A 25,600-nucleotide genomic window follows, 5' to 3' on the forward strand; every position below is an offset into this window, starting at 1 on the left:
AGGAGTTATAATGAGTTTAAAAAATTTTGATGCAGACGTATATTCAATTTTAGAAAAAGAGCTAATTAGACAAACAGATCATCTTGAAATGATTGCCAGTGAAAATTTCACTCTTCCTGAAGTTATGGAAGCTATGGGAAGTGTTTTTACAAATAAATACGCAGAAGGTTATCCAGGTAAAAGATATTACGGCGGATGCGAATATGCAGATATGGTGGAACAGCTTGCAATCGACAGGGCAAAAGAACTGTTTGGATGCAAATATGCAAATGTTCAGCCGCATTCTGGAAGCCAGGCAAACGGGGCGGTGTATGTTGCTTTAATGAAACCGTATGACAAACTTCTCGGAATGGATTTAAGCAACGGAGGACATTTGACACACGGGGCAAAAGTTAATTTTTCGGGAAAACATTATCACAGTTTTTCTTATGGAATAGATGAAAAAACAGGCAGAATAGATTACGACAGGGTAAGAGACATTGCAAAAATAGTTAAACCTAAAATGATAGTATGCGGTGCAAGCGCTTATCCAAGAGTTATTGATTTTGCAAAATTCCGCGAAATCGCTGATGAAGTAGGCGCTATTTTAATGGCTGATATTGCCCATATCGCAGGACTTGTTGTAGCGGGAGAACATCCAAATCCATTTCCTTACTGCGATATAGTAACAACTACTACCCATAAAACTCTAAGAGGTCCAAGAGGCGGACTTATTTTAACTAATAATGAAGAATACGCAAAAAAAATAAATTCAGCAATTTTCCCGGGAATTCAGGGCGGACCTCTTGTTCATGTAATTGCTGCGAAAGCGGTTGGGTTTAAAATGAATTTAGATGAGAGCTGGAAGGATTATGCTAAACAGGTAAAAGCAAATGCAAAAGTTTTAGCCGAAGTTCTTCTTGATAGAGGTTATGATTTGGTAAGCGGCGGAACGGATAACCATTTGATTTTGGTTAGCTTTTTAAATAAAGAATTTAGCGGAAAAGAAGCAGAAGAAGCACTGGGAAGAGCAGGAATAACAGTAAATAAAAACACGGTTCCGGGCGAGAAAAGAAGCCCTTTTGTTACAAGCGGTATAAGAGTCGGCTCACCTGCACTTACAGCCAGAGGTATGAAAGAAAAAGAATTCAAGTTTATAGCCGAAAAAATGGCAGATGTTTTAGATGATATTTATAATGTAGAGCTTCAGGATAAAGTGGCGAAAGAATTAAAAGAATTGGCAGGCAAATTTGTAATTTACAACAATCCTACTTATTAATTTGTCCCCCTTTTGGGGAAAGGAGCGTTTTTGGCCTATAATGTAGATGTTTCAATGATAAAAATAAATAAAAATTATTATTTTGAATACAAAGGGAAAATTGTAAATAAAATTGTCTATAAAGGCAGAACCTATTTTGATAAATATGAAAGAATAAATGAGCCACTGACTTTTAGAGTAATGAATGAACATATAGAAGGAAAAAAAATTATTGCTTTTGATTTAATCAATAAAAATACAGTGGAAAATATTGTATTTGATTATAACGGAAGAGACCCGGAGAAATTCTGGAACAGGGCTTCTTTAATATTAAGGCAGGAAGGTTTTTTAAATTTTACAGCATACAATTCAAAAACACCCGGGCATTTGCATCTGTATGTGCATAAAGGTCATACGACGTTAAATGAAGGGATTCAACTTGCCAAAAAACTTTCTTTAAAATTATCTTCAAAACTGCCTAAACAATGGAGAATGTTTCCGACAGGTGAATTGCCAAGGGAATTTAATATATTGAATCTGCCTTATGAACTGTATAAAAAAGAAAGGGGTGCATCTTGGTCACAACACATGTAAGGAGAAAAAATGGAAAAAGATGATTTATTAAACATTAAACCTAAGAAAAATATAAAAAAACCTTTAATTTACGGTGCAATCGCTTTTTTGATTTTTATAATCGCTGTTATAGTATATGCAATTTATTCAAATTCAAAACAGGAAAATGTTGTTTTGCCTCCTCAGGTTAATGAAACTCCAAAAGAGAGTTCCGGCGGATTTAAAGAAGTTCCTATTGAGGAAAACACGTCAACTATAAGTGAAAAATTGAATAAAAATGTAATTATAAACAATACAAATGAAAATAATGAAGCCAAAGTCAATGAAAACAGGATTAACAAATCGCCTCAAAACAGTGGCCAAAGCGGTATGGAAGAATCAAAAAAACAGACTTCAGAAATTTCTGAAAATAAACCCACACATACTCTAAAAAAAGAATCATCAGTTAAAAAAAGTGTTTCACTCAGATATTATATTCAGGTGGCAGCTTTAATAAAATATAAAAAGCCGGATAAAAAATTTTTGAATTTAATAAAAAAAGAAGGCTTTGATTACAAGATTTATCATACTTATATAATAAAAAACCATAAAAAAATATCTGTTACAAAAATATTAATCGGTCCGTTTAGAAATGAAAAAGATGCAAGAAAAAATTTGAAAAAAGTTAAAGAAAAATTAACCCAAAATGCATTTATATTTAAGGTTAAATAATGGTATATACAAAATTTTTGTTAGACGAACTTTCAGCAGTGGCTATATATTCTCAAATCTCTTCACTTTTTCCAGGTGAAAAACTTTTTTTGCTTGAAAGTGTTATAAACAACGATAACGGAAATTTCAGTTTTATTTTTGTCGGCGAAAAGGAAAAAGTTGTTTTTGACGGAAATAAAACGGCTTATTTTAAAAATAATAAAAAAGAAGTTTATAATACAGACCCGTTTAGCTTTTTAAAAAAATATTATAAAGATATCGATAAAAATTATTATAAAAAAATTTTGCAAAAGCTTAATATCGGCTTTGTTGACGGATTTATAGGATATGTGTCTTACGATATGGTGAAAATATTCGAACCTGTTTTAAAACAGGAAATGGATAAATTAAAAGACGAAACCGATATACCCGATTTTTATATGATAAGGCCTAAAATTATAATAGGCCTTTCTCATAAATCTTCTGAAATTACAGTTATTATTAATGATGAAAAAATGGAAAAATATTTATATATTATAAAGGATTTGCTGACTTCGGAATATAAACATCTGCCTTTAAAACCTATAAAAATAGAAAAAGAGCCACATTTTTTATTTAATAAAGAGCAGTTTTTTGAAATAGTGGAAAAAGCGAAAGAGAATATTAAAGCGGGGGATATATTTCAGATTGTTTTATCAAACAGACTTTATTTAAAAGCAAAAATTGATAAATTTTCTTTTTACAGGAAACTTAGAAGTAAAAATCCATCCCCCTATCTCTATTTTTTAGATTTTGGCGAATTTTCAATTATAGGCTCTTCTCCGGAGGTTATGGTAAGACTTACCGATGATGTTGTTTTGTTAAGACCGATAGCCGGAACAAGGAAAAGAGGAAAAAACCTAAAAGAAGATTTGGAAATGGAAAACGATATGATAAACGACCCTAAAGAAAGAGCCGAACATGTAATGCTTGTGGATTTGGGCAGAAACGATGTAGGAAGAATAAGCAGGGGTGGGAGTGTGAATGTCGAGGATTTTATGAGGGTTGAAAGATATTCCCACGTAATGCATTTGGTAAGCGATGTTGTGGGAATAAAAGATGAAAAATACGATATGTTTGATGTGTTTAAAGCCACTTTTCCCGCAGGAACCGTAAGCGGTGCCCCTAAAATAAAGGCAATGGAGCTAATAGCGACATATGAAAAGGTAAAAAGAGGTTATTATGCGGGAAGTGTCGGGTATTTTGGCTTTGACGGAAATATGGACAGTGCCATAACAATAAGAAGTGCTTTGATTAAAAAAGATAATGTAATTTTTCAAGCCGGAGCCGGAATCGTTGCAGATTCAAAACCGGAGCTTGAATTCAAAGAAATTAATAATAAATTGGGCGCATTGGTTTCAACATTAAAAGAATTAAGCAGGTAAAATGGGGGTATTAAAATCTTATACAGGTAAAAAGGTTTTAATCAGGCCTCAGGGGTTTTTGGATTCTCAAAACGCTTCTTTAATAATAACACCCCAGGATATCAATAATTTTATAAACAGAAAAATTAAATATGTCAGTATTGATTTTGGTAAAATTATCAGTGTTAATATTTCCGGCATGCGTTTTTTAAACGATATATTTGAAAGACTGTATAAGAACAATATAGAATGTGCAATATTTTCTGCCAATAAACAAATAGTGGATATTGCCCTTAGAATTAAAAACAGATATTTCAATATTTATGAAAATGAAGAAGTTGAAAAACTTTTTACATCGGAAGAAATAATTACAAAAGATATTTACATCTGTTGCATAAAATTTAATAATTTTTAACTTAGTAAAAAAAGGTTATGTGCCTGTTGTAGTGGATAATGAACATAATATAAATACTCAAAATGCGCTTATTATAAAAAACAGTATCATTTCTAAGTTTGCAAATACAATAAGTGCCGTGACAAAAAACGATATTGTATATTTCTTTTTTGAGGGTTTTTTGGATGCCGATATAATAAATATGTTTGATATTGAATATTTCAGACGTTCTTTGCTCACCGGGTTTAGAGTATTTGTTTTTGATATGAATAATGTAAAAGGTCTTAATATTCATGCTGTCAGATTTCTTTCGAAACTTGGTGTTGAAGCCGCTGAATACGGAGCACTTCTTACAATAATCGGGCTTGATACCAAAGGTGTGCAGCCTAAACTTCTTGAAGATTTGGAAATTGTGGGATTTGTGTTTTTTGCAGATGAGAAGACTTTTTTACAAAGTGATGTTTTAAAAGAGGCCAAGGCCAATATGCAAATTGTTTATAAAACCCAAAGAAAAATTACAAAAGAACTTGTTGAACTTTTGCCTTATTTTGTAAAATCTACAATAGAAACAATTGAACTTTTAACAGGAATAGAAGCAAAAAAAGAAAAACCGGAATATACGGAAATAGAAATAGACATAAATAAAAACTATGTATCGAGTTCGATAGGTTTTTACGGGGATGTAGATGGATTAATGATACTGATTTTTGCTGAGGAGCTTAGCAAAAATTCTAATCGGCGAAGAATTGACAAATAAAGAAGATTTAATAGATATGGTAGGGGAGTTTGCAAATATTATAGTGGGAAACGTAAAAAGCGAATTTCAAAAAAAAGACATAGAAATTGATTTGACCCTTCCAAAAGTTTTTGAAGATTTGGAAAAATTAAAGGTTTTGGTTGAGAAGAAAAAAGCTTTAAAAATTAAATTTTATTTTGAAAAAGAAGAATTTTATATTTATTTGACAAGGTAATTAGTAGTGAGTTGTGAGTTGTGAGTTGTGAGTTGTGAGTTGTGAGTTGTGAGCCTGCCCGGCCGCTTGCAAAGCGGCAGGGTGGTGAATAGTGAAGGATATTCAATGTAAAATGGAAAATGGACAATGGAAAATGGCAAATTAATGTTTTTAATTTTTGGAAATCCCGTAAGCCATTCCAAATCTCCTTTAATGCACAACTCTTTTTTTAAAAAAGAAAAAATCAATGCCTGTTATACAAGATTTTTATTGAGTGACGGAGAAGAGATTGTTAAAAAATTTAAAGAACTTAAAATAAAAGGCGCAAATGTCACTGTGCCGCATAAAGAATGGGCATATAAATTGGCCGATGAGGTCAGGGGCAAGGCAAAAGAAATTGGAGCGGTAAATACGCTTGTGGAAGAAGAGGGAAAAATTGTTGGATACAATACAGACGCCGAAGGATTTTTGGAAGTAATTAAAGATTTTAAGTTTGAAAAAGTTTTAATAATAGGGGCAGGAGGAACAGCCAGGGCCTTAAGTTATGTGCTGCCTGATGCGCACATTTTAAACAGGAGCGAAAACAGGCTTGAGTTTTTTCAAAAAAAAGGCAAAGTTACTTTCACTTGGAAAAATTTTAAAAATTTTGATTACGATTTAATAATTAATACAACAAGTGCGGGGCTTAATGAAAATATTCTGCCGGCCCCAGCTCAGATTATTGAAAAACTTTTTCTAAACGCTGAATATGCCGTGGACGTAATTTACGGAAAAGTAACGCCTTTTTTGAAGCTTGCGAAAAAATATAATCTAATTACCAAAAGCGGTATTGATATGCTGGTTTTCCAGGGAGTTCTTGCAATGGAATATTTTTTGGGGAGAAAATTAAATAGAAAAGAGGTTGCAAAAATTTATTTTGAAATACTTAAATAATTGATAAAAATTAAAAAAATTTTAAGGCCTTTCTTCACTTTTTAGCTCCATTACGGCTGAAAGTTTTTTAAATTTATCAATCAGTTTTTCATATCCCCTGAAAAGATGATAAATCCTGTGCACTTTTGTTTCGTTTTTTGCAATAAGTCCGGCCAATACTAAGGCTGAACTGGCTCTGAGGTCTGTTGCCATTACATCAGCACCTATTAACTGGGTAGGCCCTTTAATAGTGGCAATTTTTCCTTGTATTTGTATGTTTGCCCCGAGTCTGTTTAGTTCAGGCACATGCATAAATCTGTTTTCAAAAAGTCTCTCTTCTATAGAGCTGACACCTTCGGCCTGAGTGGCGACAGCCATAAGCTGTGCTTGCATATCTGTGGGAAATCCCGGATATTCGGAAGTTGTTATGTCTACAGGGTTTATTTTTTTTGCCGGAAATATTTCTATTTCATTTTCTCTCACTTCAATAGGAAATCCCATTTGGGAAAGTTTGACTATTACACTCTCAATATGCTCTGGTATCACATTCTTTAAAAATATGTTGGAATTTGTAATTGCACCTGCGGTTAAATACGTCCCCGCTTCTATTCTGTCAGGAATTATGCTAATTTTAGGAAAATTTAAAAGTTCACCATCGGTGCCTTCAATTACTATTTCGTCATTTTTTCTTTCTATTTTAACGCCGGCATTTTCTAAAATCTGGCATAATTGATTAACTTCCGGTTCTTTTGCAATATTTATTATTTTGGTTCTCCCTTTTGCAAGTGCCGCCGCCATTATTATATTTTCGCTGCCGGTGACTGTTATTTTGTCAAATATTATTGTTGCACCTTTTAGTCTGCCTTTTGCATGAATATACCCGCCTTCTATTGTGATATCAGCCCCCATAAGTTCCAGTGCCTTTAAATGCAAATCCACAGGCCTTGCCCCTATGGCACAGCCTCCGGGAAGAGAAACTTTTGCCTCGCCGAACCTTGCAAGCAAAGGGCCTAAAACCAGGATTGATGCTCTCATTGTTTTTACAATTTCATAAACTGCGGTAGTGTTGTTTATTGTAGATGTGTTTATTGTTAAAGTGTTGTTTTTAAAATTATAGCTTGCACCCAAATATCCAAAAAGTTTAAGGAGTGTTTTTACATCGGCAACTTCCGGGACATTTGACAGGTTTACTTCATTTTTGGCAAGTATTGTAGAAGCAATAACCGGTAATGCCGCGTTTTTAGCGCCGCTTATTTCAACACTTCCGGAAAGTTTTGGAGACTCAAAAATATGTAAATATTTATACATTTTCGAAACTTTTAAGCAGTTTTATTTCTTCTTCCCAAATTTCAGGTTCAATTGTTTCCAGAACCAGAGGAATATTGTCAATCCGTTTGTCACGCATAATAAATTTAAATGCATCAAGTCCTATTTCGCCTTTTCCCAAAGAATGGTGTCTGTCCACACGGCTTGCAAATTTTGCCTTTGAATCATTTATATGCATACCCTTAAGATATTTAAAACCGACAGTTTCATCAAATTTTTTCATAGTTTCTTCATATGTCTCTTTTGTTCTTATATCATAACCGGCTGCAAAAATATGTGCCGTATCGATACACACTCCTATTCTTTCTTTATCGGTAATTTTATCTATAATATATTCCAAATGTTCAAATTTATATCCAAGATTACTTCCCTGCCCAGCAGTTGTTTCAATTACGAAAATACAACTTTCAGTCTCTTTAATAGCTTTATTTAAACTTTCACTTATTAAATCAAGACACTCATTTTCGCTTATTTTTTTCAGATGGCTTCCAGGATGAAAATTAAGGTATTTCAGTCCCAAACTTTCAACCCGTTTAGCCTCGTCTATAAAGCTTTTTAGAGATTTTTCTCTTTTTTCAATTTCCGGATGCCCTAAATTTATTAAATAACTGTCATGAGGTAAAACTGCATCAGGGCTAAAACCATGCTCTTGCATATATTCTTTAAATTTAGCTATATTTTTTTCACTTAAAGGCTTCGCAAACCATTGTCTCTGGTTTTTTGTAAACAGGGCAAAACCGTCAGCACCTATCTTTTTTGCATTTAATACGGCATTTTCAACACCTCCCGCCGCACTTACATGGGCTCCGATATACTTCAAAATTTCTCCTTTATTTTAAAACTTACTTGGCTACTTGGTACTTGGCTACTTACAACTCTCAACTCACTGCTCACTTTTTTCATTAATTATACAAGTTTTGGCCATTTGAGCTTTCCATCCGGATTTGCAACCATATGAACATGAAGATGAAAAACTTCCTGTCCTGCGTTTTTACCGTTGTTTGTTATTAATCTGTAATCACTTAGGTTTAGTGTTTTGGCAACTTCTTTTATAAATTCTGCCATTTGAGGAAAAATTTCGTCCGGAGTTGAATCGAATTTTTCAAAATGCTCTTTCGGAATTATTAAAACATGAACGGGTGCTATCGGATTAATGTCATAAAAAGCCAAAAATTTATCATTTTCCGTTACTTTTTTGCTTGGAATTTCACCTTTAACTATTTTACAAAATATACAATCCATTGAAAGCCTCCTTTTTTTTTGGTATTATATCCAAAAATTTTAAGGAGCTTTAGTGGATTTAAGCGAAATTAAAAACACTCTTAATTTGGATGAACTTGAAAAATTAAGAGTTAAATATTTAGGTAAAAACGGTCTTATTACACAGGAATTTAAAAAACTAAAAAATTTAAACGAAGAAGAAAGAAAAAAAGTAGCAAAAGAACTTAACGAATTAAAAGAAAAAACCATAAATTTGATTCAAAATAAAAAAGTGGAACTAGAAGAAAAACTGCTTGAAGAAAAAATGAAACTTGAAAAAATAGATGTAAGTTTATATTCTCCAAAAACCACAGGGGCGATTCACCCGATTACAGATACAATGAATAAAATCATTAATTTTTTTACAAGAATGAATTTTTCCGTTGAAACCGGTCCTTTGATAGAAGATGAATTTCATAATTTTGAGGCGTTAAATCTTCCTAAATACCATCCCGCCCGCGATATGCAGGACACTTTTTATTTTAACGACGGAAAACTGCTCAGGACTCACACTTCCCCTGTACAAATCAGAACAATGCTTTCTCAAAAACCTCCTATCAGAGCAATAAGTCCGGGAGCCGTTTTCAGAAGGGATTACGATTTGACACACACTCCCATGTTTCATCAGGTAGAAGGGCTTGTGGTGGATAAAAAAGGAAAAGTTAGTTTTGCAAATTTAAAATTTATACTTGAAAGTTTTTTAATACATATGTTCGGAGATGTAAAAGTCAGATTTAGACCTTCTTTTTTTCCTTTTACGGAACCGAGTGCAGAAGTGGATATAAGCTGTATTTTTTGCAAAGGCGAAGGATGCAGGGTGTGTTCGCATACCGGATGGCTTGAAGTTTTGGGATGCGGAGTGGTTGATTCGAATGTATTTAAAGCCGTGGGGTATGAAGATGTAAGCGGATATGCATTCGGACTTGGAGTTGAAAGATTTGCAATGCTTATAAACAGGATAAATGATTTAAGAAGTATGTATGAAGGAGATATAAGACTTATGGAGCAGTTTAAATGATAGTAACAAGAAAATGGCTGGAAGAATTTATAAATTTAGACGGTATATCAACCGAAGATATTATAACCACACTTAACAGAATAGGAAATGAAGTAGAAGGTTATAAAAAAATAGAGATTCCTGAAAATGTGGTAATAGGGGAAGTGATTGATTGCGTTAAACATCCCAACGCAGATAAATTAAATGTATGTAAAGTTGATGTAGGGGATGAAACACTTCAGATTGTATGCGGTGCAAAAAATGTGGCTGCGGGCCAGTTTGTTGTTGTTTCAAAAGTAGGGGCATCATTGCCTGAAATTAAAATAAAAAAAGCGAAACTTAGAGGAATTGAATCAAACGGAATGATTTGTGCGGCAAGGGAGCTTGGTCTTCCTGATTTTCATGAAGGAATACTGGTTTTGGACAATTCGTTAGGGGAACTCAAAAAAGGCGAATACGCCGGAAATTATCTAAACGATGAAATAATAGAACTCGGAATTACCGCCAATAGTGGAGACTGTTTTTCTATATACGGAATTGCAAGGGAACTGGCAGCCGCATTTAACAAAAATATAATTTCCGAAGAATTTACATATGAAGAAATACCAGAAGGTATAGGAAGAATTGTAAAATTTGAAAAAACAGATATTAAACATTCTTCACATTTAATCAAAGCTTTTCAGGGAAGTGTTAAAAGTAATCTTAAAATTAAATACAGACTGAGTTTGTGCGAAATAGAAGCAAAAAATGATTTGGACGAACTTATAAAATATTCAATGCACGCCACAGGAGTGCTTTTGGTTGCATCGGACGTTAAGAGCAGTTTTGAAGAAAATAACGGTGTTGACGAATTAAAAACCCAAAGCGGAAAATATCAGGTCGGAATTAAAAACGATATAAAACTTGAAAATCCCTCTCAATTTATTATTGACGCCAACTATATAGACCCTGAATATGTAAGCGAAATTGTATTTGTTAATAAACTCAAAACCGATGAATATTTTTTTAAAGCGAGCAGAGGCAGTGAGCCTGATTTAAAAATTGGTATGGATTATTTTATAAAAGAGAGTAATTTAAAAGTATATTCATCTGAGATAGATTTTATAACGGAGAAAAAACCCCTTGTTTTAAATGTCTCAAGTAAAGAAATTTGCGAAATTATCGGTCAGAATATAGAGGAAGAAAAAATTGTCGAAATTTTAAAAAAGCTTGGGTTTGTCATTGAAATAATAGGAGATGAGACATTCAGGGTAAAAATTCCAGAATTCAGGGCGGATGTAAAAAATATTCAGGATGTTTCCGAGGAGGTTTTAAGAATATACGGAATAGATGAAATAAAATCTTCACCTTTAAATTTTGAAGAAAAAAACAGAATAAACGATATTATAAACAAAATTGATTTTATAAACGAATTAAAATTAAAATCTGTTTCTCTCGGATTTTATGAAGCGATTCATTTTGTGTTTGATGATAAAGAGAGATTAAAAAAATATGGTTTTGAAGTTGTTGATGAAAAGCTTGATTTGGCCAACCCTATTGTAAATGAACTTTCAACACTGCGCAGCACTCTGCTTTTGCAGCTTTTGGATGATATTAAAAGGAACAGGGCAAACGGATATAAATCAATATATTTATTTACAATAGGAAGTGTTTATAATAAAAACAGAGTCGAATTAACAAAAGCAGCCTATGTTATCAGCTCGAATGCAGAATTTGAAAACATAACCAATCAGGGAAAACCAAAAAAAGTTGAATTTAAAGATATGATTGAGAAATTGTCTTCTGTAATAGGAGAATTTAAATTAATGCAAAATGATTCTCATCCATTAGCCCATCCATATCAAAATGCAAAAATCATAAAAGACGGGAAAGAAATTGGAGTAGTGGCAAAGTTGCATCCAAAAGTACAAAAAGAATTTGATATTGAAGATACAGTTTTTGCGGAAATTGATTTGAATAAATTGAAAAGACCAAAAAAAGAGGCGAAAATTATCAATAAATTTCCAAAAGTAAACAGAGACCTTTCCATTGTTACAGATAAAAATATTACATACAAACAGATATTTGAATTAATAGATAATTTAAATATAAAAGAGTTAATAGATTTTTATCCTATAGATATTTATGATTTAGGAAAAAGTAACTCACTTACTATCAGATTTGTAATTCAGGGTGAAAAAACCTTAACAGACAATGAAATAAATGATATAATGCAAAAAATAATAAAAAAATTGGAAGAAAAAGGTTTTAGCTTAAGATGAATTTAGAAGTGGTTGCAGGTAAAAGATTTAATGAAGAATTTATTGTAGATGCCGATAAATCAATTTCTCACAGATGTGCTATTTTTTCTTTGCTTACAAAAGGAACAAGCAGAATAAAAAATTTTTTAAGGGCTGAAGATACTTTAAATTCGCTCTCTATCGCAAAAGCTCTCGGGGCCGAAATAAAAGATGATAATAATGAAATACTTATAGGTGCCCCAAAAGAGATAAAAGAAGCCGACGATGTTTTATACTGTGGAAATTCAGGAACGAGTATAAGAATATATATGGGGCTTTTAGCCGGAATCAACGGCTTTTTTGTATTAACCGGAGACAAATACCTAAGACGCCGCCCTATGGCGAGGGTAGCCAATCCTTTAAGAAGTATCGGCGCAAAAATAGACGGAAGAGAGGGTGGTGATTTGGCTCCTTTGGCCATAAGAGGCGATAAACTCAAAAATTTTGTATATAAAAGTAAAATAGCTTCCGCCCAGGTTAAATCCGCCCTTATTTTGGCCGGACTCAATGCAAACGGCAAATCTGTTTACAGAGAGCCATTTTTAAGCAGGGACCATACAGAAAGAATGCTAAAAGGTATGGGAGCAGATATAAAATGGAAAATGGAAAATTAAGATTGAAATCAATCCGCTTGAAAGCAAGTTAGAACCGCTTGACATTGAAGTTCCAAATGACCCGAGCAGTGCTTTTTTCTTTGCCGTAGCCGCCGCCATTACCAAATCAAGAGCAGTTATTAAAAATGTTACGCTTAATCCTACAAGAACTGAGGCTTATGAAATTCTTAAAAAAATGGGAGCAAATATAGAATATATTTTAAAAGAGAATAAATACGAACCCATAGGGGATATTATAGTTGAAGGCGATAATTTAAAGGCGGTGGAAGTTAGCAATAATATACCATGGCTGATAGATGAGCTTCCTGCACTAAGTATCGCTATGGCAGTTGCCGAGGGTGAGAGCGAGGTAAAAAATGCAAAAGAGCTCAGGGTTAAAGAAACAGACAGAATTAAAGCGGTTGTAAAAAATCTTAAAAATTTAGGAATAGAGGCAGAAGAATCTGAAGACGGATATAAAATAACGGGCTCTTTTCCAAAAAGCGGAACCGTAAATTCATTCGGAGACCACAGAATTGCCATGAGCTTTGCAATTTTGGGGCTTTTGTGCCCTGTTAAAATTATTGATATTGATTGTATAAACACATCTTTTCCTAATTTTTTTAATCTGTTTAATAAAATAGCTAAGTTCAGGGTGGAAAATGCTGATTAAAAAAGCCCGAAATTTAGGGATTTTGTTTTGGTGTAAAAAGAGCGGTTGAAATTGCCGAAAATTCTAAAAATGCCGTTACACTAGGTCCGCTTATACATAATCCACTTGAAATAAAAAGGCTTGCCAAAAATTATAATGTAAATTATGTTGATTCAATTGAAAAAATAGATAAAAACATAAAAAGGGTGATTGTAAGAACCCACGGTATTCCGAAAAAAGATTTACAAAAGCTTAAAGAAAAAAAAGTTGAAATAATTGACGCCACATGCCCTTTTGTTAAAAAACCCCAAGAAATTGTGGAGGAGATGAGCAGACTTGAATATGATATTGTAATTTTCGGGGATATCAATCATCCTGAAATAAAAGGTGTTATGAGTTACAGCGTTCATGAGAGGGTTTTTGTTGTGCTGGATATTGATGAACTTAAAAAAATAAAACTTAAAGAGCATATAGCGACGGTTGCACAAACTACAAGAAAAATTCAGGATTATTTAAAAATTACTGATTATTTAATAAAAAATTATAAAGAAGTCAGGGTATTCAACACCATCTGTAATGCAACATTTGAGAATCAGGATGCTGTAAGGGCTCTTGCAAAAGATGCGGATATAATGATAATTATAGGTGGTAAAAACTCTTCTAATACAAAACAGTTATATAATATTGCAAAAGAGTATGCCCAGAGCCATTTAATAGAAAATGAAAAAGAAATAAACCCCGAGTGGTTTAAAGGAAAAAAGCTTTGCGGAATCAGTGCCGGTGCCTCGACTCCGGAATGGCTGGTAGAAAAAATAATCTCAAAAATAAAGGAAGTAACATGGAATTGAATATCGGTGATATAGTTGAATTTAATGTGGAAAAAATAATAAAAGGCGGATTTATTTCCCATATAGACGATAGTGAAATATTTTTGCCAAAAAGCCTGAGCGGTCTTAAAGAAGATGAAAGTGTAATCGGTAAAAAGGTAAAAGCAAAGGTAAAAGAATTTAAAGAAAATTCTGTTGTAGTTGATAGAAAAGCATATTTAAATGAAATAAAAGAAAAATTAGAGAGCTTAAAAGAGAAAATAATATCTGCAAATGTTACAAAGGTTAAAAATTCCGGTCTTGTAATAGATATAGACGGAATCAGCGGTTTTGTTCCAAAAGATGAAATTTTTTATAAAAAAATAGATCATAAGAAATATATCAGTGTCGGAGATGATGTTGAAGTAATGCTTGTTGATCCTGTAAGAAGAATATTTTCCATTAAAAAAGCCCTGCCTAACCCTTGGGAAGAAATTAAAGATTTAAATAAAGGCGATGTTGTAAAAGTCAGTGTTTCACATATTACAGATTACGGCGCTTTTGTTGATTTGGGAAACGGGGCTGAGGGATTTTTGCATATAAGTGAAATTAACTGGGACGGTATGAATGATTTAACTCTGGGGCAGGAAATAGATGTTGAAATAGTGGAAATTAACACGGATGAAGAAAAACTGAGAGTTAGCAGAAAAAATCTTTTGGATAAACCTGCCGAAGAATTTTCTAAAAAATATAAAAAAGGCGACATATTAAAAGGTGTTGTTACAAAATTTATAAATGTAGGCGCTTTTGTTGAAATAGACGGAATAAGTGTTCTTTTACCAAATAAATTTGTAAGTTTTAAAAAAGGGGAAAAAGCAAGCGATGTGTTAAATATCGGCGATGAAATAGAAGTAAAAGTAATTACAATAGAGCCGGAAAATAATAAAGTGATTGTTTCAAGAAAAGATGTTCTTTCAAATCCTTATGAAGAATTTGCAAAAAATTATCAAATTGGAGATAATGTAAAAGGAAAAGTCAAACATATTACTGATTTTGGAAGTTTTGTAGATTTAGGGGATGTTGAAGCACTGGTTAGAAAAGAAGATATGAAAAATGAATATAATGTGGGCGATGAATTCCAAGGTAAAATTATAGAACTTAATGGAGATAAAATTAAGCTTGCTGAATGAAAATAATAATTTCTTTGCTAAGCGTTTTAATTTTTTCTTTGCTTGTATTAACTTATGTTAAAATTTCAAAACCAAATTTTATTTGGCAAAAATATGAAGAAAAAAAAGTTGAAATTAAGACAAGTAAACCTGAAAAATTTCCTGAAATTTTTAATTTTAAATATAATGCCCTTCCCGCAAGGGTTTTATTTGAAAAAATTGATTTTAAAAAAATAAAAACAGTTATTTTATATAAAATAATAATAAAAGGTACAGACAGGTTTTCGCTTTTTAATGTTTTGGAAATTTTGAAAACCAAAAAAGTCCCTTATTCAATGATTAAACAAAAAAATGTTTCAGTTTATGTGATTTTTAAAAATTTAAAAGAAGCTGAAAATATATTGAATTTATTTAAAAATTATAATTTTCCGATAAAATTACAAAAAATAATAAAAAGGATTTAAATGAAAGTAGTAATTTGCGATCCAATTCACAAAACCGGATTTGAAATACTAAAAAAAGCAAAAGATATTGAACTCGTTGATGCAAGTAGACTTTCAAAAGATGAACTTTTAAATGTAATTGAAGATGCTGATGGTGTAATTACGAGAAGCCCAACGCCTGTAAATGAAAAATTTCTTACATCAGCTAAAAAATTAAAAGCAATTGTAAGAGCGGGGGTAGGGGTTGATAATGTTGATATCAAAAGCTGTTCTAAAAGAGGTATTATTGTTATGAATGTTCCTACGGCAAACACATTGGCAGCAGTTGAACTTACAATGGCTCATTTATTTGCAGGGGCAAGAAGTTTTACAAATGCTGTATGGAATTTGAAAAAAGAACATGTTTGGAACAGGGAAAAATGGCTTGGAATTGAACTTGCAGGTAAAAAACTCGGAATTATAGGTTTTGGAAATATAGGAAGCAGGGTGGGAGTGAGAGCAAAAGCACTTGAAATGGAAGTAATTACATATGACCCTTATATCGATCCAAGCAAAGCAACAGATTTAGGTTGTAATTATACAACCGATTTTGAGGAAATATTAAAATGTGATTTTATTACAATCCATACTCCTAAAACACCTGAAACAATAAATATGATTACAAAAAAAGAAATTGAAAAAATGAAAGACGAGGTAGTGTTAATCAATTGTGCCAGAGGAGGTTTATATAATGAAAAAGATGTTTACGAAGGATTGAAATCAGGTAAAATAAGATGGCTTGGAATAGATGTTTTTGAAAAAGAACCGGCTACAAATCATCCGTTTTTTGAGCTCGAAAACATATCTGTTACACCTCATATAGGGGCAAATACCGTAGAATCACAAAGAAGAATCGCAACCCAGGCGGCCGAAGCCATTATAGAAGCCCTCAGGGGCAGCAGTTATCCTAATGCTCTTAATCTTCCTATTAATACGGCAAATACACCTGAATGGGTTATTAAATATCTTGAACTCTCCCAAAAAATGGGATATATCCTTTCTCAAATAATTAAAAAATCAATCAAAAAAGTAAAAGTAAATTTAAGCGGGGATATCGCTAAAGAAGAAAAATCTGTTTTAACATTTACAGTAGTGGGGCTTCTTAAAAATATCACAGACAGTGTAAATTATGTAAATGCGGAATTTTTGGCCAAAGAAAAAGGAATTGAATTAAATACCCAAGAAATTAAAAACACTACTTATAAAAATTTTATCAATATAAAAATAATTACCGATGAAGGGGAATATTCCATAAGTGGCACAATGCTTGATGAATATCCGAGAATTGTTGAATTTAAAGGATTTGATTTGGAATTTGAGCCTAAAGGTAAAATGATATTCTTTAAAAATACCGACGTACCCGGGGTAATAGGTGAAGTCGGAATGACACTTGCGAAAAACAAAATAAACATTGCCGATTTCAGACTGGGCAGAAACCAAAAAGGTCAGGCAATGGCTGTTATTATTGTAGATAATCATGTTAATGAAGATGTATTAAATGAACTTAGAAACTTAAAAGCCGCTTTAAGTGTGGCTTTTGCGGAAATTTAAGGAGGAAATATGGCATACAGTATGAATGATTTAAAAAAATATTTAAATATAGAACTAGACGGTATACCTTATAAAATAGTTGAATATCATCATGTAAAACCCGGAAAAGGTGCGGCGTTTGTAAGAACAAAACTCAAAAATTTAATTGACGGCAGGGTGATAGAAAAAACATTTCATGCAGGGGATAAAGCGGATGAGCCTCATCTTGAAAGGAAAAAATATCAATATTCTTATAATGAAGGGGATATTTATTATTTTATGGATACAAATACTTATGAAATGATTCCGGTGGATGTAAGTGTTTTTGAAGAAAGTAAACAGTTTCTTTTAGACGGAATGGAAGTGGACATTTTATTTCATAACGGAAAAGTTATAGGTGTTGAGCTTCCAGGAAGTGTTGAACTTAGTGTAATTGAAACACAGCCTGTAAGCAACAAAGACAGAAGCGGGGCATGCAGAAAACCCGCAACACTCGAAACAGGGGCTGTTGTGACAGTTCCTTGTCATATTCTCGAGGGTGATAAAATAAGAGTTGATACACGTACGGGTGATTATTTGGAAAAAGTAAAATAGGCAAAAAAATGAAAAATAAATTGGCTAAAAAAATAGAAAAATCTATAAGAAATATTCCTGATTATCCTAAAAAAGGAATAATTTTTAAAGATATTACAACACTGCTTAATAACGGGGGGCTTTTTGCCGAAGTTATCGATTATTTTGCAGATAAATATAAAGATGTCGATTTTGTATGCGGGATTGAGAGCAGAGGTTTTATTTTCGGTTCGGCAATAGCCTATGCTATTAAAAAAGGTTTTGTTCCCCTTAGAAAAAAAGGAAAGCTTCCTTTTACCACTGTCAGTGAAAAATATGCATTGGAATACGGATTTGATGAAATAGAGATTCATATTGACGCTTTTAGAGAATGCCAAAATCCGAAAATTTTACTTGTTGATGATTTAATCGCAACAGGCGGAACCGCTGAAGCGGCTGTAAAACTTATTCAAAAAATCGGGGGGAAAATAGAAGCTTGTGCATTTTTAATAGAACTTGAATTTTTAGATGGGGAAAAAAGATTAAAAGAGCTTGGAGTTGAAGTGGATTCACTTTTAAAAGTTAAAAATTAAAAAGGAAATTAATGTATATTCCAAAACCTATATATGATCCTGATAAAGAAGGGCATTTTGACAAATTCGGAGGAAAATTCGTACCTGAAACATTAATGCCTGTTCTTGAAGAATTGGAAAATTTTTATAAAAGTGTGAGATTTGATAGAAATTTTTGGAAAGAAATGGATTATTATTACAAAGAATATATCGGACGTCCCACAAATTTATATTATGCTGGGAATTTAAGTAAAGAGCTTAATGCAAAAATATATTTAAAAAGAGAAGATTTAAACCATACAGGTGCGCATAAAATAAACAATACCATAGGTCAGGTGTTACTTGCAAAAAAAATGGGTAAAAAGAAAGTAATTGCAGAAACGGGTGCCGGTCAGCACGGTGTTGCAACAGCAACTGCTGCGGCACTTTTCGGACTTGAATGTGATGTTTTTATGGGTGAAAAAGATGTAAAAAGACAGGAACTCAATGTTTTTAGAATGGAGCTTTTGGGTGCAAAAGTGCATCCTGTAAAAAGCGGCAGCAGAACATTAAAAGATGCTATGAATGAAGCAATCAGATATTGGGTAAGTAATGCAAGGGATACCTTTTATGTAATAGGAACTGTTGCGGGTCCCCATCCTTATCCTATGCTTGTTAGGGATTTTCAGGCTATAATAGGATATGAGGCAAAAGCTCAGATTTTGGCAAAGGAAAATTCCCTTCCCGATTATGTAATAGCATGTATAGGGGGAGGAAGCAACGCAATGGGTGTATTTTCGCATTTTTTAGAAGAAAAAAATGTTCAATGTATTGGAGTTGAAGCAGGGGGGCTTGGAATTGAAAGTGGAAAACATGGAGCTAGTTTAAACGCTGGAAGACCTGGAGTTTTACATGGCCAAATGAGTTATCTCCTTCAGGATGAGGAAGGACAGATTAAAGAAGCTTATTCCATTTCAGCCGGACTTGATTACCCGGGAATCGGGCCGGAACATGCATTTCATTATGAAGCCGGAAGAATTAAATACGATTATATAACTGATAAAGAGGCTTTGGATGCTTTTGTATGGTTAAGTCAAAAAGAGGGAATTATTCCGGCGTTTGAGAGTTCTCATGCCGTAGCTTATTTAAAAAAATTAGAGAATATAAAAGATAAAATAGTCATTGTCAATCTTTCCGGCAGGGGAGATAAAGATATGATGAGTGCAAAAAAAATTTTGAAATTTGAAATTTAATGAAAAAATTTTTAATTTTAACACTGTTTATAAGTTTTATTTGGGCTTTTGATTTACATTCCATAAAAGAATTTTTCAGTGAAGAGAATTTAATTTATCTTCTTAAACAATACGGATATATAATTTTATTTATTTGGTGTATATTTGAAGGTGAAACCGGACTTGTTATGGCAGGTGTTTTATCACATACAGGTGATATGAATCTGGAGCTTGCCATTATTGTCGCCACACTGGGGGGATTCAGTGGAGACCAGATATATTTTTATCTCGGGAGATTTAACAGAAAATGGATTTTAAAAGAATTAACACAGCACAGAAAAAAATTTGCAAAAGCAAAACTGCTTCTTAAGAAATATGGTATATGGGTAGTTTTTATACAAAGATTTATTTATGGGATGAGAACGATTATTCCAATGACAATAGGTATTTTGAATTATGATGCAAAGAAATTTGCTTTGGTTAATTTATTTAGTGCATTTGTCTGGGCTGGTGTTACAATAATCCCAAGTTATATATTCGGCGAGGAGATTTTGGCAATTTTAAAATTCTTGAAACATCATTGGTATTTCGGTGTAACTTTTGTAATAATATTGTTTTCATTTCTTTGGTATTTAAATAAAAAAGAGGAGGATTAAATGGAATTTATTAAAGGAAAAGGTCAAGTTAAAGCAGAAATTATTATAAACGGAGCAAAAAAATTCGAAGAATACGGATTTAACGGAAAAGACGGCGAAGTTTTGGTTTTGGCTGAAAAAAAAAGAATTTATGTCGGGATTGAAAAAATCAATGCCGAAAATGTAAAAACAGCAAGTGCCCAAATTATAAAATCTCTTAAAAAATATAAATTTGAAAGTGTGGAAATTATGCCTCCAAATACCAAAAAAGAAGAAATTTTAATTTCCTTTTTTGAAGGATTTATATTAGGCGATTATGAATTTGACAAATATAAAAGTGAAAAAGCCTCTCATCCGGTTAAAAAAATAGCGATTAATTCAAAAAGAGATTTTGATGAATTAATAAAAGAAGCAAAAATAAGAGCAAATACAATAAATTTTGTAAGAGATGTCATCAATTCTGTTCCGGATGAAATAACACCGCCAAAACTTGCAGCAATTGCCGAAGATGTTGCAAAAGAAAACAGACTTGAATGTAAAATTTATGATGAAAATTATTTATATGAAAACGGATATCATGCTTTTTATGCCGTGGGAAAAGCAAGCTCAAATCCTCCAAGGCTTATTCATTTAACATATAAACCGAAAAATCCTAAAAGAAAAATTGTATTAATCGGTAAGGGGTTATGTTATGACAGCGGGGGGTTAAGCTTAAAACCCGCCGATTATATGGTAACTATGAAAAGTGATAAATCAGGTGCGGTTACAGTTCTTGGAATTATAAAAGCTGTAAGTGAGCTTAAACTCGATATAGAAGTTCATGTCATCTTGGGAGCGGCTGAAAATATGATAGGCGGAAACGCTTATAAACCCGATGATGTATTAAGGGCAAAAAATGGAAAAACTATTGAAGTCAGAAATACAGATGCCGAGGGAAGACTTGTTTTGGCTGACTGTCTGTGTTACGCTGATGAAGAAATTAAAGAATATGATGAAATTTATGATTTTGCCACTCTTACAGGAGCTTGTGTCGTAGGCCTTGGAGATTATACAGCCGGTGCAATGGGCTTTAATAAAGAAAAAATAGAAAATATTATTAAAAATGCGCAATTGGCTGGTGAACATTTTGCATATCTTCCGTTTAATAAATATTTGCCAAAACTGTTAAAGAGCAATATTGCCGATATCTGTAACATTGCTTCAAGCAGATACGGCGGTGCGCTTACTGCTGGAGTGTTTTTGAGTGAGTTTGTAAAAAATAAAGACAAATGGACTCATTTGGATATTGCCGGACCAGCATTTGTAGAAAAAGAGTGGGGATTTAATCCCCACGGTGCAAGCGGATTCGGGGTTGATACGTTTATAAACTACTTAAAATCTCTTTGATTCTCCTTCTTATTTTCCCAAAATAAAAAATAATTAAAATAAGATATAATTTCATAAAAACTAAGGAGAAAATATATATGAAAGTTGGAATTGTCGGACTGCCTAATGTTGGAAAATCCACCACGTTTAATGCACTTACAAAAACACAAAATGCTGAAGCTCAAAATTATCCGTTTTGTACAATAGAACCTAATAAAGCTATAGTTCCTGTACCGGATGAAAGAGTTGACGAGCTTGCCAAAATAGTAAATCCAAATAGAATTCAATATTCAACCATAGAATTTGTAGATATTGCGGGACTTGTCAAAGGTGCAAGTAAAGGTGAGGGTCTTGGAAACCAGTTTCTGGCAAACATTCGTGAGACAGATATAATTTTGCATATGGTCAGATGTTTTGAAAATCCTAATGTTATTCATGTGGAAAACAGCGTAGATCCCATAAGGGATGTGGAAATAATAGAACAGGAACTTTTATATGCCGATATTCAGACTCTTGAAAGAAGGATAGAAAGACTACAAAAACAGGCAAAAGGAAGCAAAGAAGCTAAAGCCCAGCTTGAGTTAGCCGAGGAGCTTATGGAATGGCTGGCTGAGGGAAATCCGGTCAGTACTTTTCCAAAAAAAGATGAAGATGCTTTTAAAATACTTGAAAGAGAACTCAGTTTTTTAACAAATAAAGAAATATTTTACGGAGCAAATGTTGATGAAGAGGGATTGGCTGAGGACAATGAATATGTAAAAGCTCTAAAAGAATATGCAAATAAAAACAACAGGGAAGTAATAAAACTATGTGCGAAAATAGAAGAAGAAATGGTCGGAATGAGCGATGAGGAAAGAAAAGAATTTTTAGAGAGTATGGGGGCAAGCGAAAGCGGACTTGATCAGATTATCAAAAAAGCGTATGAAAAACTAAATTTGATAAGTTATTTTACGGCAGGAAAAATTGAAGTTAGAAGCTGGACGATTAAAAAAGGTACAAAAGCCCCTCAGGCGGCCGGAGTAATACACACAGATTTTGAAAAAGGATTTATCAGGGCCGAAGTTATAAGTTATGAGGATTTTATAAAATATAATGGCGAACAGGGTGCAAAAGAAGCCGGCGTTATGAGGCTGGAAGGAAAAGAATATATTGTAAAAGACGGTGATGTAATGCATTTTAGGTTTAATGTATGAAAGTAGAAATAACTAAAGAGGCTTTCCAAAAATTAAAAAAAAGATTTCCATGGGTTTATAAAAACGAACTGATAAATATTCCCGATTGCGACAAAGGAAGTGTTGTCGATTTGATTTATAACGGAGAATATGTGGCAACTGCTTTTATAAACCCTTTAAGTAAGATCAGTGCAAGGGTTATAAGTTTTGAAAAAACACAAATTGAGAGGAAATTTTTTTATGAAAGAATTAAAAAAGCTTTAAAAAACAGGGGTGCCGATTTAAATAGTAAAAATATTATGTTAAGTTTGGAGAAAAAATTTTATTCTAATTCTCTTAGACTTATACACTCAGAAGCGGATTTTCTACCGGGACTTATCGTAGACAAATACGGAGATAATCTTGTTGTTTCTTTTACAACTGCCGGAATGGATAATTTTAAGGGCGTTATTATTGAAATTTTAATAGATTTGTTAAATCCAAAAGGCATATATGAAAAAGGTGATAAAATAAGGCAAAAAGAGGGATTAGAAATTATAAATGAAACTCTTTTTGGAAATGTGGATGATGAATTTTTGATAATTGAAAATGATAAAAAATTTTTAACCAATTTAAAAGAAGGTCAAAAAACAGGGTTTTTTCTTGATCAGAGAAAAAACAGAAAAATTGTAGGTGAATATGGTAATAAAAAGATATTAGATTTGTTTGCAAACGCAGGAGGATTTGGAATATATGCAAATGCCCATTTTACTAAATTTGTAGAAATTTCTGCTTTAGCCTGTTCTCAGATAGAAAAAAACTGCGAATTAAATAATATTAACAATTATGAAATAATAAAAGCCGATGTATTTAAATTTTTGGAAAATGAAAAAGAGAAATATGATTTAATAATAATTGATCCTCCGGCATTTGCAAAAAATAAAAAAGCTAAAAGAGGTGCGCTTAAAGGATGGAAATATTTAATTGTAAATTCGCTTAATATTCTTGAAAATAATGGATATTTGGCACTTTTTAGCTGTTCTAATGCCATTAATTCAAGAGACTTGTTGGATTTGGCGTTAAGTAGTAGTATAATAAACAAATGCAATTTGGAAGTTATTGAATTTCTTAAACAGGATGTTGACCATCCGTATATTTTGAATATTCCAAATTCGCTTTATTTAACAGGAGTACTCTTAAGGAGGGTATAATGAAAAAATTTTTATTTATCAGACATTCTTTGGCGATGGAAAAGTATGAGTTTAGAGGACATGACTTTGACAGGCCGCTGATAGAAAAAGGAAAAATCAGGGCAAAAGAATTTTTTAAGGCCGTTAAAAACATTTATCCTGTAATAAATTTTATAATTACTTCAAAAGCAACACGTGCAAAAGAAACTGCCGAAATTTTAAAAGAATTTTATCCTAATGCTGAATTTAGAAGCGGTAAATTTGAATGATTTGCCGATTTTAAAAACCTGGCCTCTTGACGGCGGTAAATTTATAACAATGGGACAGGTTTATACAAAAAGTATTGACGGAGAGAGCAGAAATGTCGGAATGTACAGACTTCAGATATATGATAATAAAAGACTTGGACTTCACTGGCAGATTCATAAAGACAGTGCACATCTGTTTTGGGAATATAAAAAAGCGGGGCTTAAAATGCCTGTAAGTATTGCAATAGGGGGAGACCCTCTTTATACATGGTGTGCAACGGCCCCAATGCCGCCCGGGATATTTGAACTTATGCTTTATGGATTTATAAGAAGAGAAAATCCAAAACTTGTAAAATGCATAAGCAATGATTTGGAAGTGCCCTCAGATGCGGATATAGTGATTGAAGGATGGTGTAATCCGAATGAAATAGAAATTGAAGGGATGTTCGGAGACCATACCGGGTATTATACGCTTAAAAAGCCTTTTCCTGTTATGAATGTAGAGGTTATTACTACAAAAAAAGAACCTGTATATTATGCAACGGTTGTGGGCAAACCCCCTTTGGAAGACAAATATATGGGGTATGCAACCGAGAGGATTTTTCTGCCTCTTATAAAAACTACGGCTCCGGATTTAATTGATTATGCAATGCCTGAAAACGGAGTTTTTCATAATCTGATTTTGGCAAAAATTGCTCCAAGATACCCGGGACATTCTCTTCAAATAATGCACTCTTTATGGGGAACGGGACAGATGAGCTTTGTAAAACATGCTGTTTTTGTTGGGGATGATGCACCGGCCCTTAGGGATTATAAAAATTTAACAAGATATATTTTAAATAATTTTGATAAAGAAAAAATTTTAATTTCAAAAGGAATAGTTGATGAGCTTGATCATTCAAGCATTGAAGAACTGGTCGGCGGAAAACTTGGAATAGACGCAACTAAAAGTGAAAAATTAAAAGTGAAAAATGAAAAATTGAATATTTTAAGCGATGAAGAATTGTTAAAAAAATTAAAAGAAATTGAACCATTAATTGAAGGAGTAAAGCAGTATTTTACCGATACGAAAAATCCAATATGCGTAATTAAATATAAAAAAGAAAAAAAAGCCCGTGATATTTTTGAGAATATTAAAGCTTTAAAAAATAATATAAGAATAGTTGTTTTTATAAATACTAATGAGACAAATAACCCTTATATGCTTGTGTGGAGAGTAACAAACAATATTGACGCTTTGCGTGATGTCTGGATAGATGAAATAATAGGAATTGACGGGACAAATAAAAATAAGCTTGACGGATTTAAGCGTGAATGGCCGCCAGATGTTGATGTGGAACAAAAAGTTATAGAAAAGTTACAAAAATTAGGATTGATTGAGGGAATTAGTGAAGAAGAACTCAGAAAATACCAGATAATATAA

The 25,600-nt window shown here is 32.7% G+C and carries 26 protein-coding genes and 1 pseudogene; 24 read left to right on the forward strand and 3 right to left on the reverse strand.

Annotated features, from left to right (window positions below; translation table 11 throughout):
- The first annotated feature begins 7 nt into the window (after positions 1-7).
- The 8 genes from DZ64_RS0108500 to DZ64_RS0108525 all read left to right on the forward strand — a co-directional run bounded on the left by DZ64_RS0108500 (position 8) and on the right by DZ64_RS0108525 (position 6,180).
- A complete protein-coding gene (locus DZ64_RS0108500) occupies positions 8-1,258 on the forward strand; it encodes a serine hydroxymethyltransferase (protein WP_173391336.1) in 1,251 nt (416 codons plus the stop codon).
- A gap of 30 nt (positions 1,259-1,288) precedes the next feature.
- A complete protein-coding gene (locus tag DZ64_RS0108505; protein WP_024790213.1) occupies positions 1,289-1,831 on the forward strand; it encodes a DUF1882 domain-containing protein in 543 nt (180 codons plus the stop codon).
- 9 nt (positions 1,832-1,840) lie between these two features.
- On the forward strand, positions 1,841-2,521 hold the full coding sequence (locus tag DZ64_RS11575) for an SPOR domain-containing protein (RefSeq protein ID WP_024790214.1): 681 nt from the start codon (positions 1,841-1,843) through the stop codon (positions 2,519-2,521).
- On the forward strand, positions 2,521-3,924 hold the full coding sequence (locus DZ64_RS0108515) for an anthranilate synthase component I family protein (RefSeq protein WP_024790215.1): 1,404 nt from the start codon (positions 2,521-2,523) through the stop codon (positions 3,922-3,924). The genes DZ64_RS11575 and DZ64_RS0108515 overlap by 1 nt, the downstream gene beginning before the upstream one ends.
- Position 3,925: 1 nt before the next feature.
- Complete coding sequence (locus DZ64_RS13530; RefSeq protein ID WP_236618696.1) at positions 3,926-4,318, forward strand: STAS domain-containing protein; 393 nt, start codon at positions 3,926-3,928, stop codon at positions 4,316-4,318.
- Positions 4,319-4,337: 19 nt separating this feature from the next.
- The gene (locus DZ64_RS13535) at positions 4,338-5,054 is read left to right on the forward strand and encodes a hypothetical protein (protein ID WP_236618697.1); all 717 of its coding nucleotides are present in this window, start codon (positions 4,338-4,340) and stop codon (positions 5,052-5,054) included.
- Complete coding sequence (locus tag DZ64_RS13540) at positions 5,044-5,268, forward strand: chemotaxis protein CheX (protein ID WP_024790998.1); 225 nt, start codon at positions 5,044-5,046, stop codon at positions 5,266-5,268. The genes DZ64_RS13535 and DZ64_RS13540 overlap by 11 nt, the downstream gene beginning before the upstream one ends.
- 126 nt (positions 5,269-5,394) lie before the next feature.
- Positions 5,395-6,180 (forward strand): shikimate dehydrogenase, encoded by a 786-nt coding sequence (locus DZ64_RS0108525; RefSeq protein WP_236618698.1) that lies wholly within the window; start codon positions 5,395-5,397, stop codon positions 6,178-6,180.
- 21 nt (positions 6,181-6,201) lie between these two features.
- On the opposite strand, the gene murA is transcribed toward DZ64_RS0108525, so the two are convergent.
- The 3 genes from murA to DZ64_RS0108540 form a co-directional block, all read right to left on the reverse strand.
- On the reverse strand, positions 6,202-7,467 hold the full coding sequence (murA, locus tag DZ64_RS0108530; protein WP_024790217.1) for a UDP-N-acetylglucosamine 1-carboxyvinyltransferase: 1,266 nt from the start codon (positions 7,465-7,467) through the stop codon (positions 6,202-6,204).
- The gene (nfo, locus tag DZ64_RS0108535) at positions 7,460-8,305 is read right to left on the reverse strand and encodes a deoxyribonuclease IV (protein ID WP_024790218.1); all 846 of its coding nucleotides are present in this window, start codon (positions 8,303-8,305) and stop codon (positions 7,460-7,462) included. The genes murA and nfo overlap by 8 nt, the downstream gene beginning before the upstream one ends.
- 86 nt (positions 8,306-8,391) lie before the next feature.
- A complete protein-coding gene (locus DZ64_RS0108540) occupies positions 8,392-8,727 on the reverse strand; it encodes a histidine triad nucleotide-binding protein (protein ID WP_024790219.1) in 336 nt (111 codons plus the stop codon).
- Between the two features lie 52 nt (positions 8,728-8,779).
- Between DZ64_RS0108540 and pheS the strand changes: the two genes are divergently transcribed.
- The 16 genes and pseudogenes from pheS (at position 8,780) to DZ64_RS0108620 (ending at position 25,600) form a co-directional block, all read left to right on the forward strand.
- Complete coding sequence (gene pheS, locus DZ64_RS0108545; RefSeq protein WP_024790220.1) at positions 8,780-9,763, forward strand: phenylalanine--tRNA ligase subunit alpha; 984 nt, start codon at positions 8,780-8,782, stop codon at positions 9,761-9,763.
- A complete protein-coding gene (ytpR, locus tag DZ64_RS0108550) occupies positions 9,760-12,003 on the forward strand; it encodes a YtpR family tRNA-binding protein (protein ID WP_024790221.1) in 2,244 nt (747 codons plus the stop codon). The genes pheS and ytpR overlap by 4 nt, the downstream gene beginning before the upstream one ends.
- Positions 12,000-13,287 (forward strand): annotated as a pseudogene (gene aroA / locus DZ64_RS14195) (3-phosphoshikimate 1-carboxyvinyltransferase). The gene ytpR and the pseudogene aroA overlap by 4 nt, the downstream one beginning before the upstream one ends.
- A 50-nt stretch (positions 13,288-13,337) precedes the next feature.
- Entirely contained in the window at positions 13,338-14,114 is a 777-nt protein-coding gene (locus tag DZ64_RS11045) for a 4-hydroxy-3-methylbut-2-enyl diphosphate reductase (protein WP_051430024.1), read from the forward strand.
- Entirely contained in the window at positions 14,105-15,262 is a 1,158-nt protein-coding gene (locus DZ64_RS0108565; protein WP_024790223.1) for a S1 RNA-binding domain-containing protein, read from the forward strand. Before DZ64_RS11045 ends, DZ64_RS0108565 begins: the two co-directional genes overlap by 10 nt.
- Positions 15,259-15,705, forward strand: coding sequence for a hypothetical protein (locus DZ64_RS0108570; RefSeq protein WP_024790224.1), 447 nt, complete (start codon positions 15,259-15,261; stop codon positions 15,703-15,705). The genes DZ64_RS0108565 and DZ64_RS0108570 overlap by 4 nt, the downstream gene beginning before the upstream one ends.
- The gene (gene serA, locus DZ64_RS0108575; protein ID WP_024790225.1) at positions 15,706-17,274 is read left to right on the forward strand and encodes a phosphoglycerate dehydrogenase; all 1,569 of its coding nucleotides are present in this window, start codon (positions 15,706-15,708) and stop codon (positions 17,272-17,274) included.
- A 9-nt stretch (positions 17,275-17,283) separates the two neighbouring features.
- Positions 17,284-17,847 carry an elongation factor P gene (gene efp / locus DZ64_RS0108580; RefSeq protein WP_024790226.1) on the forward strand — a complete coding sequence of 188 codons (564 nt, stop codon included), beginning with the start codon at positions 17,284-17,286 and terminating at the stop codon, positions 17,845-17,847.
- An 8-nt stretch (positions 17,848-17,855) separates the two neighbouring features.
- Positions 17,856-18,398 (forward strand): adenine phosphoribosyltransferase, encoded by a 543-nt coding sequence (locus DZ64_RS0108585; RefSeq protein ID WP_024790227.1) that lies wholly within the window; start codon positions 17,856-17,858, stop codon positions 18,396-18,398.
- 11 nt (positions 18,399-18,409) lie between these two features.
- Entirely contained in the window at positions 18,410-19,609 is a 1,200-nt protein-coding gene (trpB, locus tag DZ64_RS0108590) for a tryptophan synthase subunit beta (RefSeq protein WP_024790228.1), read from the forward strand.
- Positions 19,609-20,244 carry a DedA family protein gene (locus DZ64_RS0108595; RefSeq protein ID WP_024790229.1) on the forward strand — a complete coding sequence of 212 codons (636 nt, stop codon included), beginning with the start codon at positions 19,609-19,611 and terminating at the stop codon, positions 20,242-20,244. Before trpB ends, DZ64_RS0108595 begins: the two co-directional genes overlap by 1 nt.
- Positions 20,245-21,609 (forward strand): leucyl aminopeptidase, encoded by a 1,365-nt coding sequence (locus DZ64_RS0108600; RefSeq protein ID WP_024790230.1) that lies wholly within the window; start codon positions 20,245-20,247, stop codon positions 21,607-21,609. It abuts the gene before it with no gap.
- 71 nt (positions 21,610-21,680) lie between these two features.
- Positions 21,681-22,781: a redox-regulated ATPase YchF gene (gene ychF / locus DZ64_RS0108605; protein ID WP_024790231.1), complete on the forward strand. Its 1,101-nt coding sequence runs from the start codon at positions 21,681-21,683 to the stop codon at positions 22,779-22,781.
- Positions 22,778-23,950, forward strand: a complete 1,173-nt coding sequence (locus DZ64_RS0108610) for a class I SAM-dependent rRNA methyltransferase (RefSeq protein WP_024790232.1) — start codon at positions 22,778-22,780, stop codon at positions 23,948-23,950. The genes ychF and DZ64_RS0108610 overlap by 4 nt, the downstream gene beginning before the upstream one ends.
- Complete coding sequence (locus tag DZ64_RS0108615) at positions 23,950-24,198, forward strand: phosphoglycerate mutase family protein (RefSeq protein ID WP_024790233.1); 249 nt, start codon at positions 23,950-23,952, stop codon at positions 24,196-24,198. Before DZ64_RS0108610 ends, DZ64_RS0108615 begins: the two co-directional genes overlap by 1 nt.
- Entirely contained in the window at positions 24,167-25,600 is a 1,434-nt protein-coding gene (locus DZ64_RS0108620; protein WP_024790234.1) for a menaquinone biosynthesis decarboxylase, read from the forward strand. Before DZ64_RS0108615 ends, DZ64_RS0108620 begins: the two co-directional genes overlap by 32 nt.

The sequence above is a fragment of the Lebetimonas sp. JH292 genome, from assembly GCF_000523275.1.
Lineage (GTDB): Bacteria > Campylobacterota > Campylobacteria > Campylobacterales > Nautiliaceae > Lebetimonas.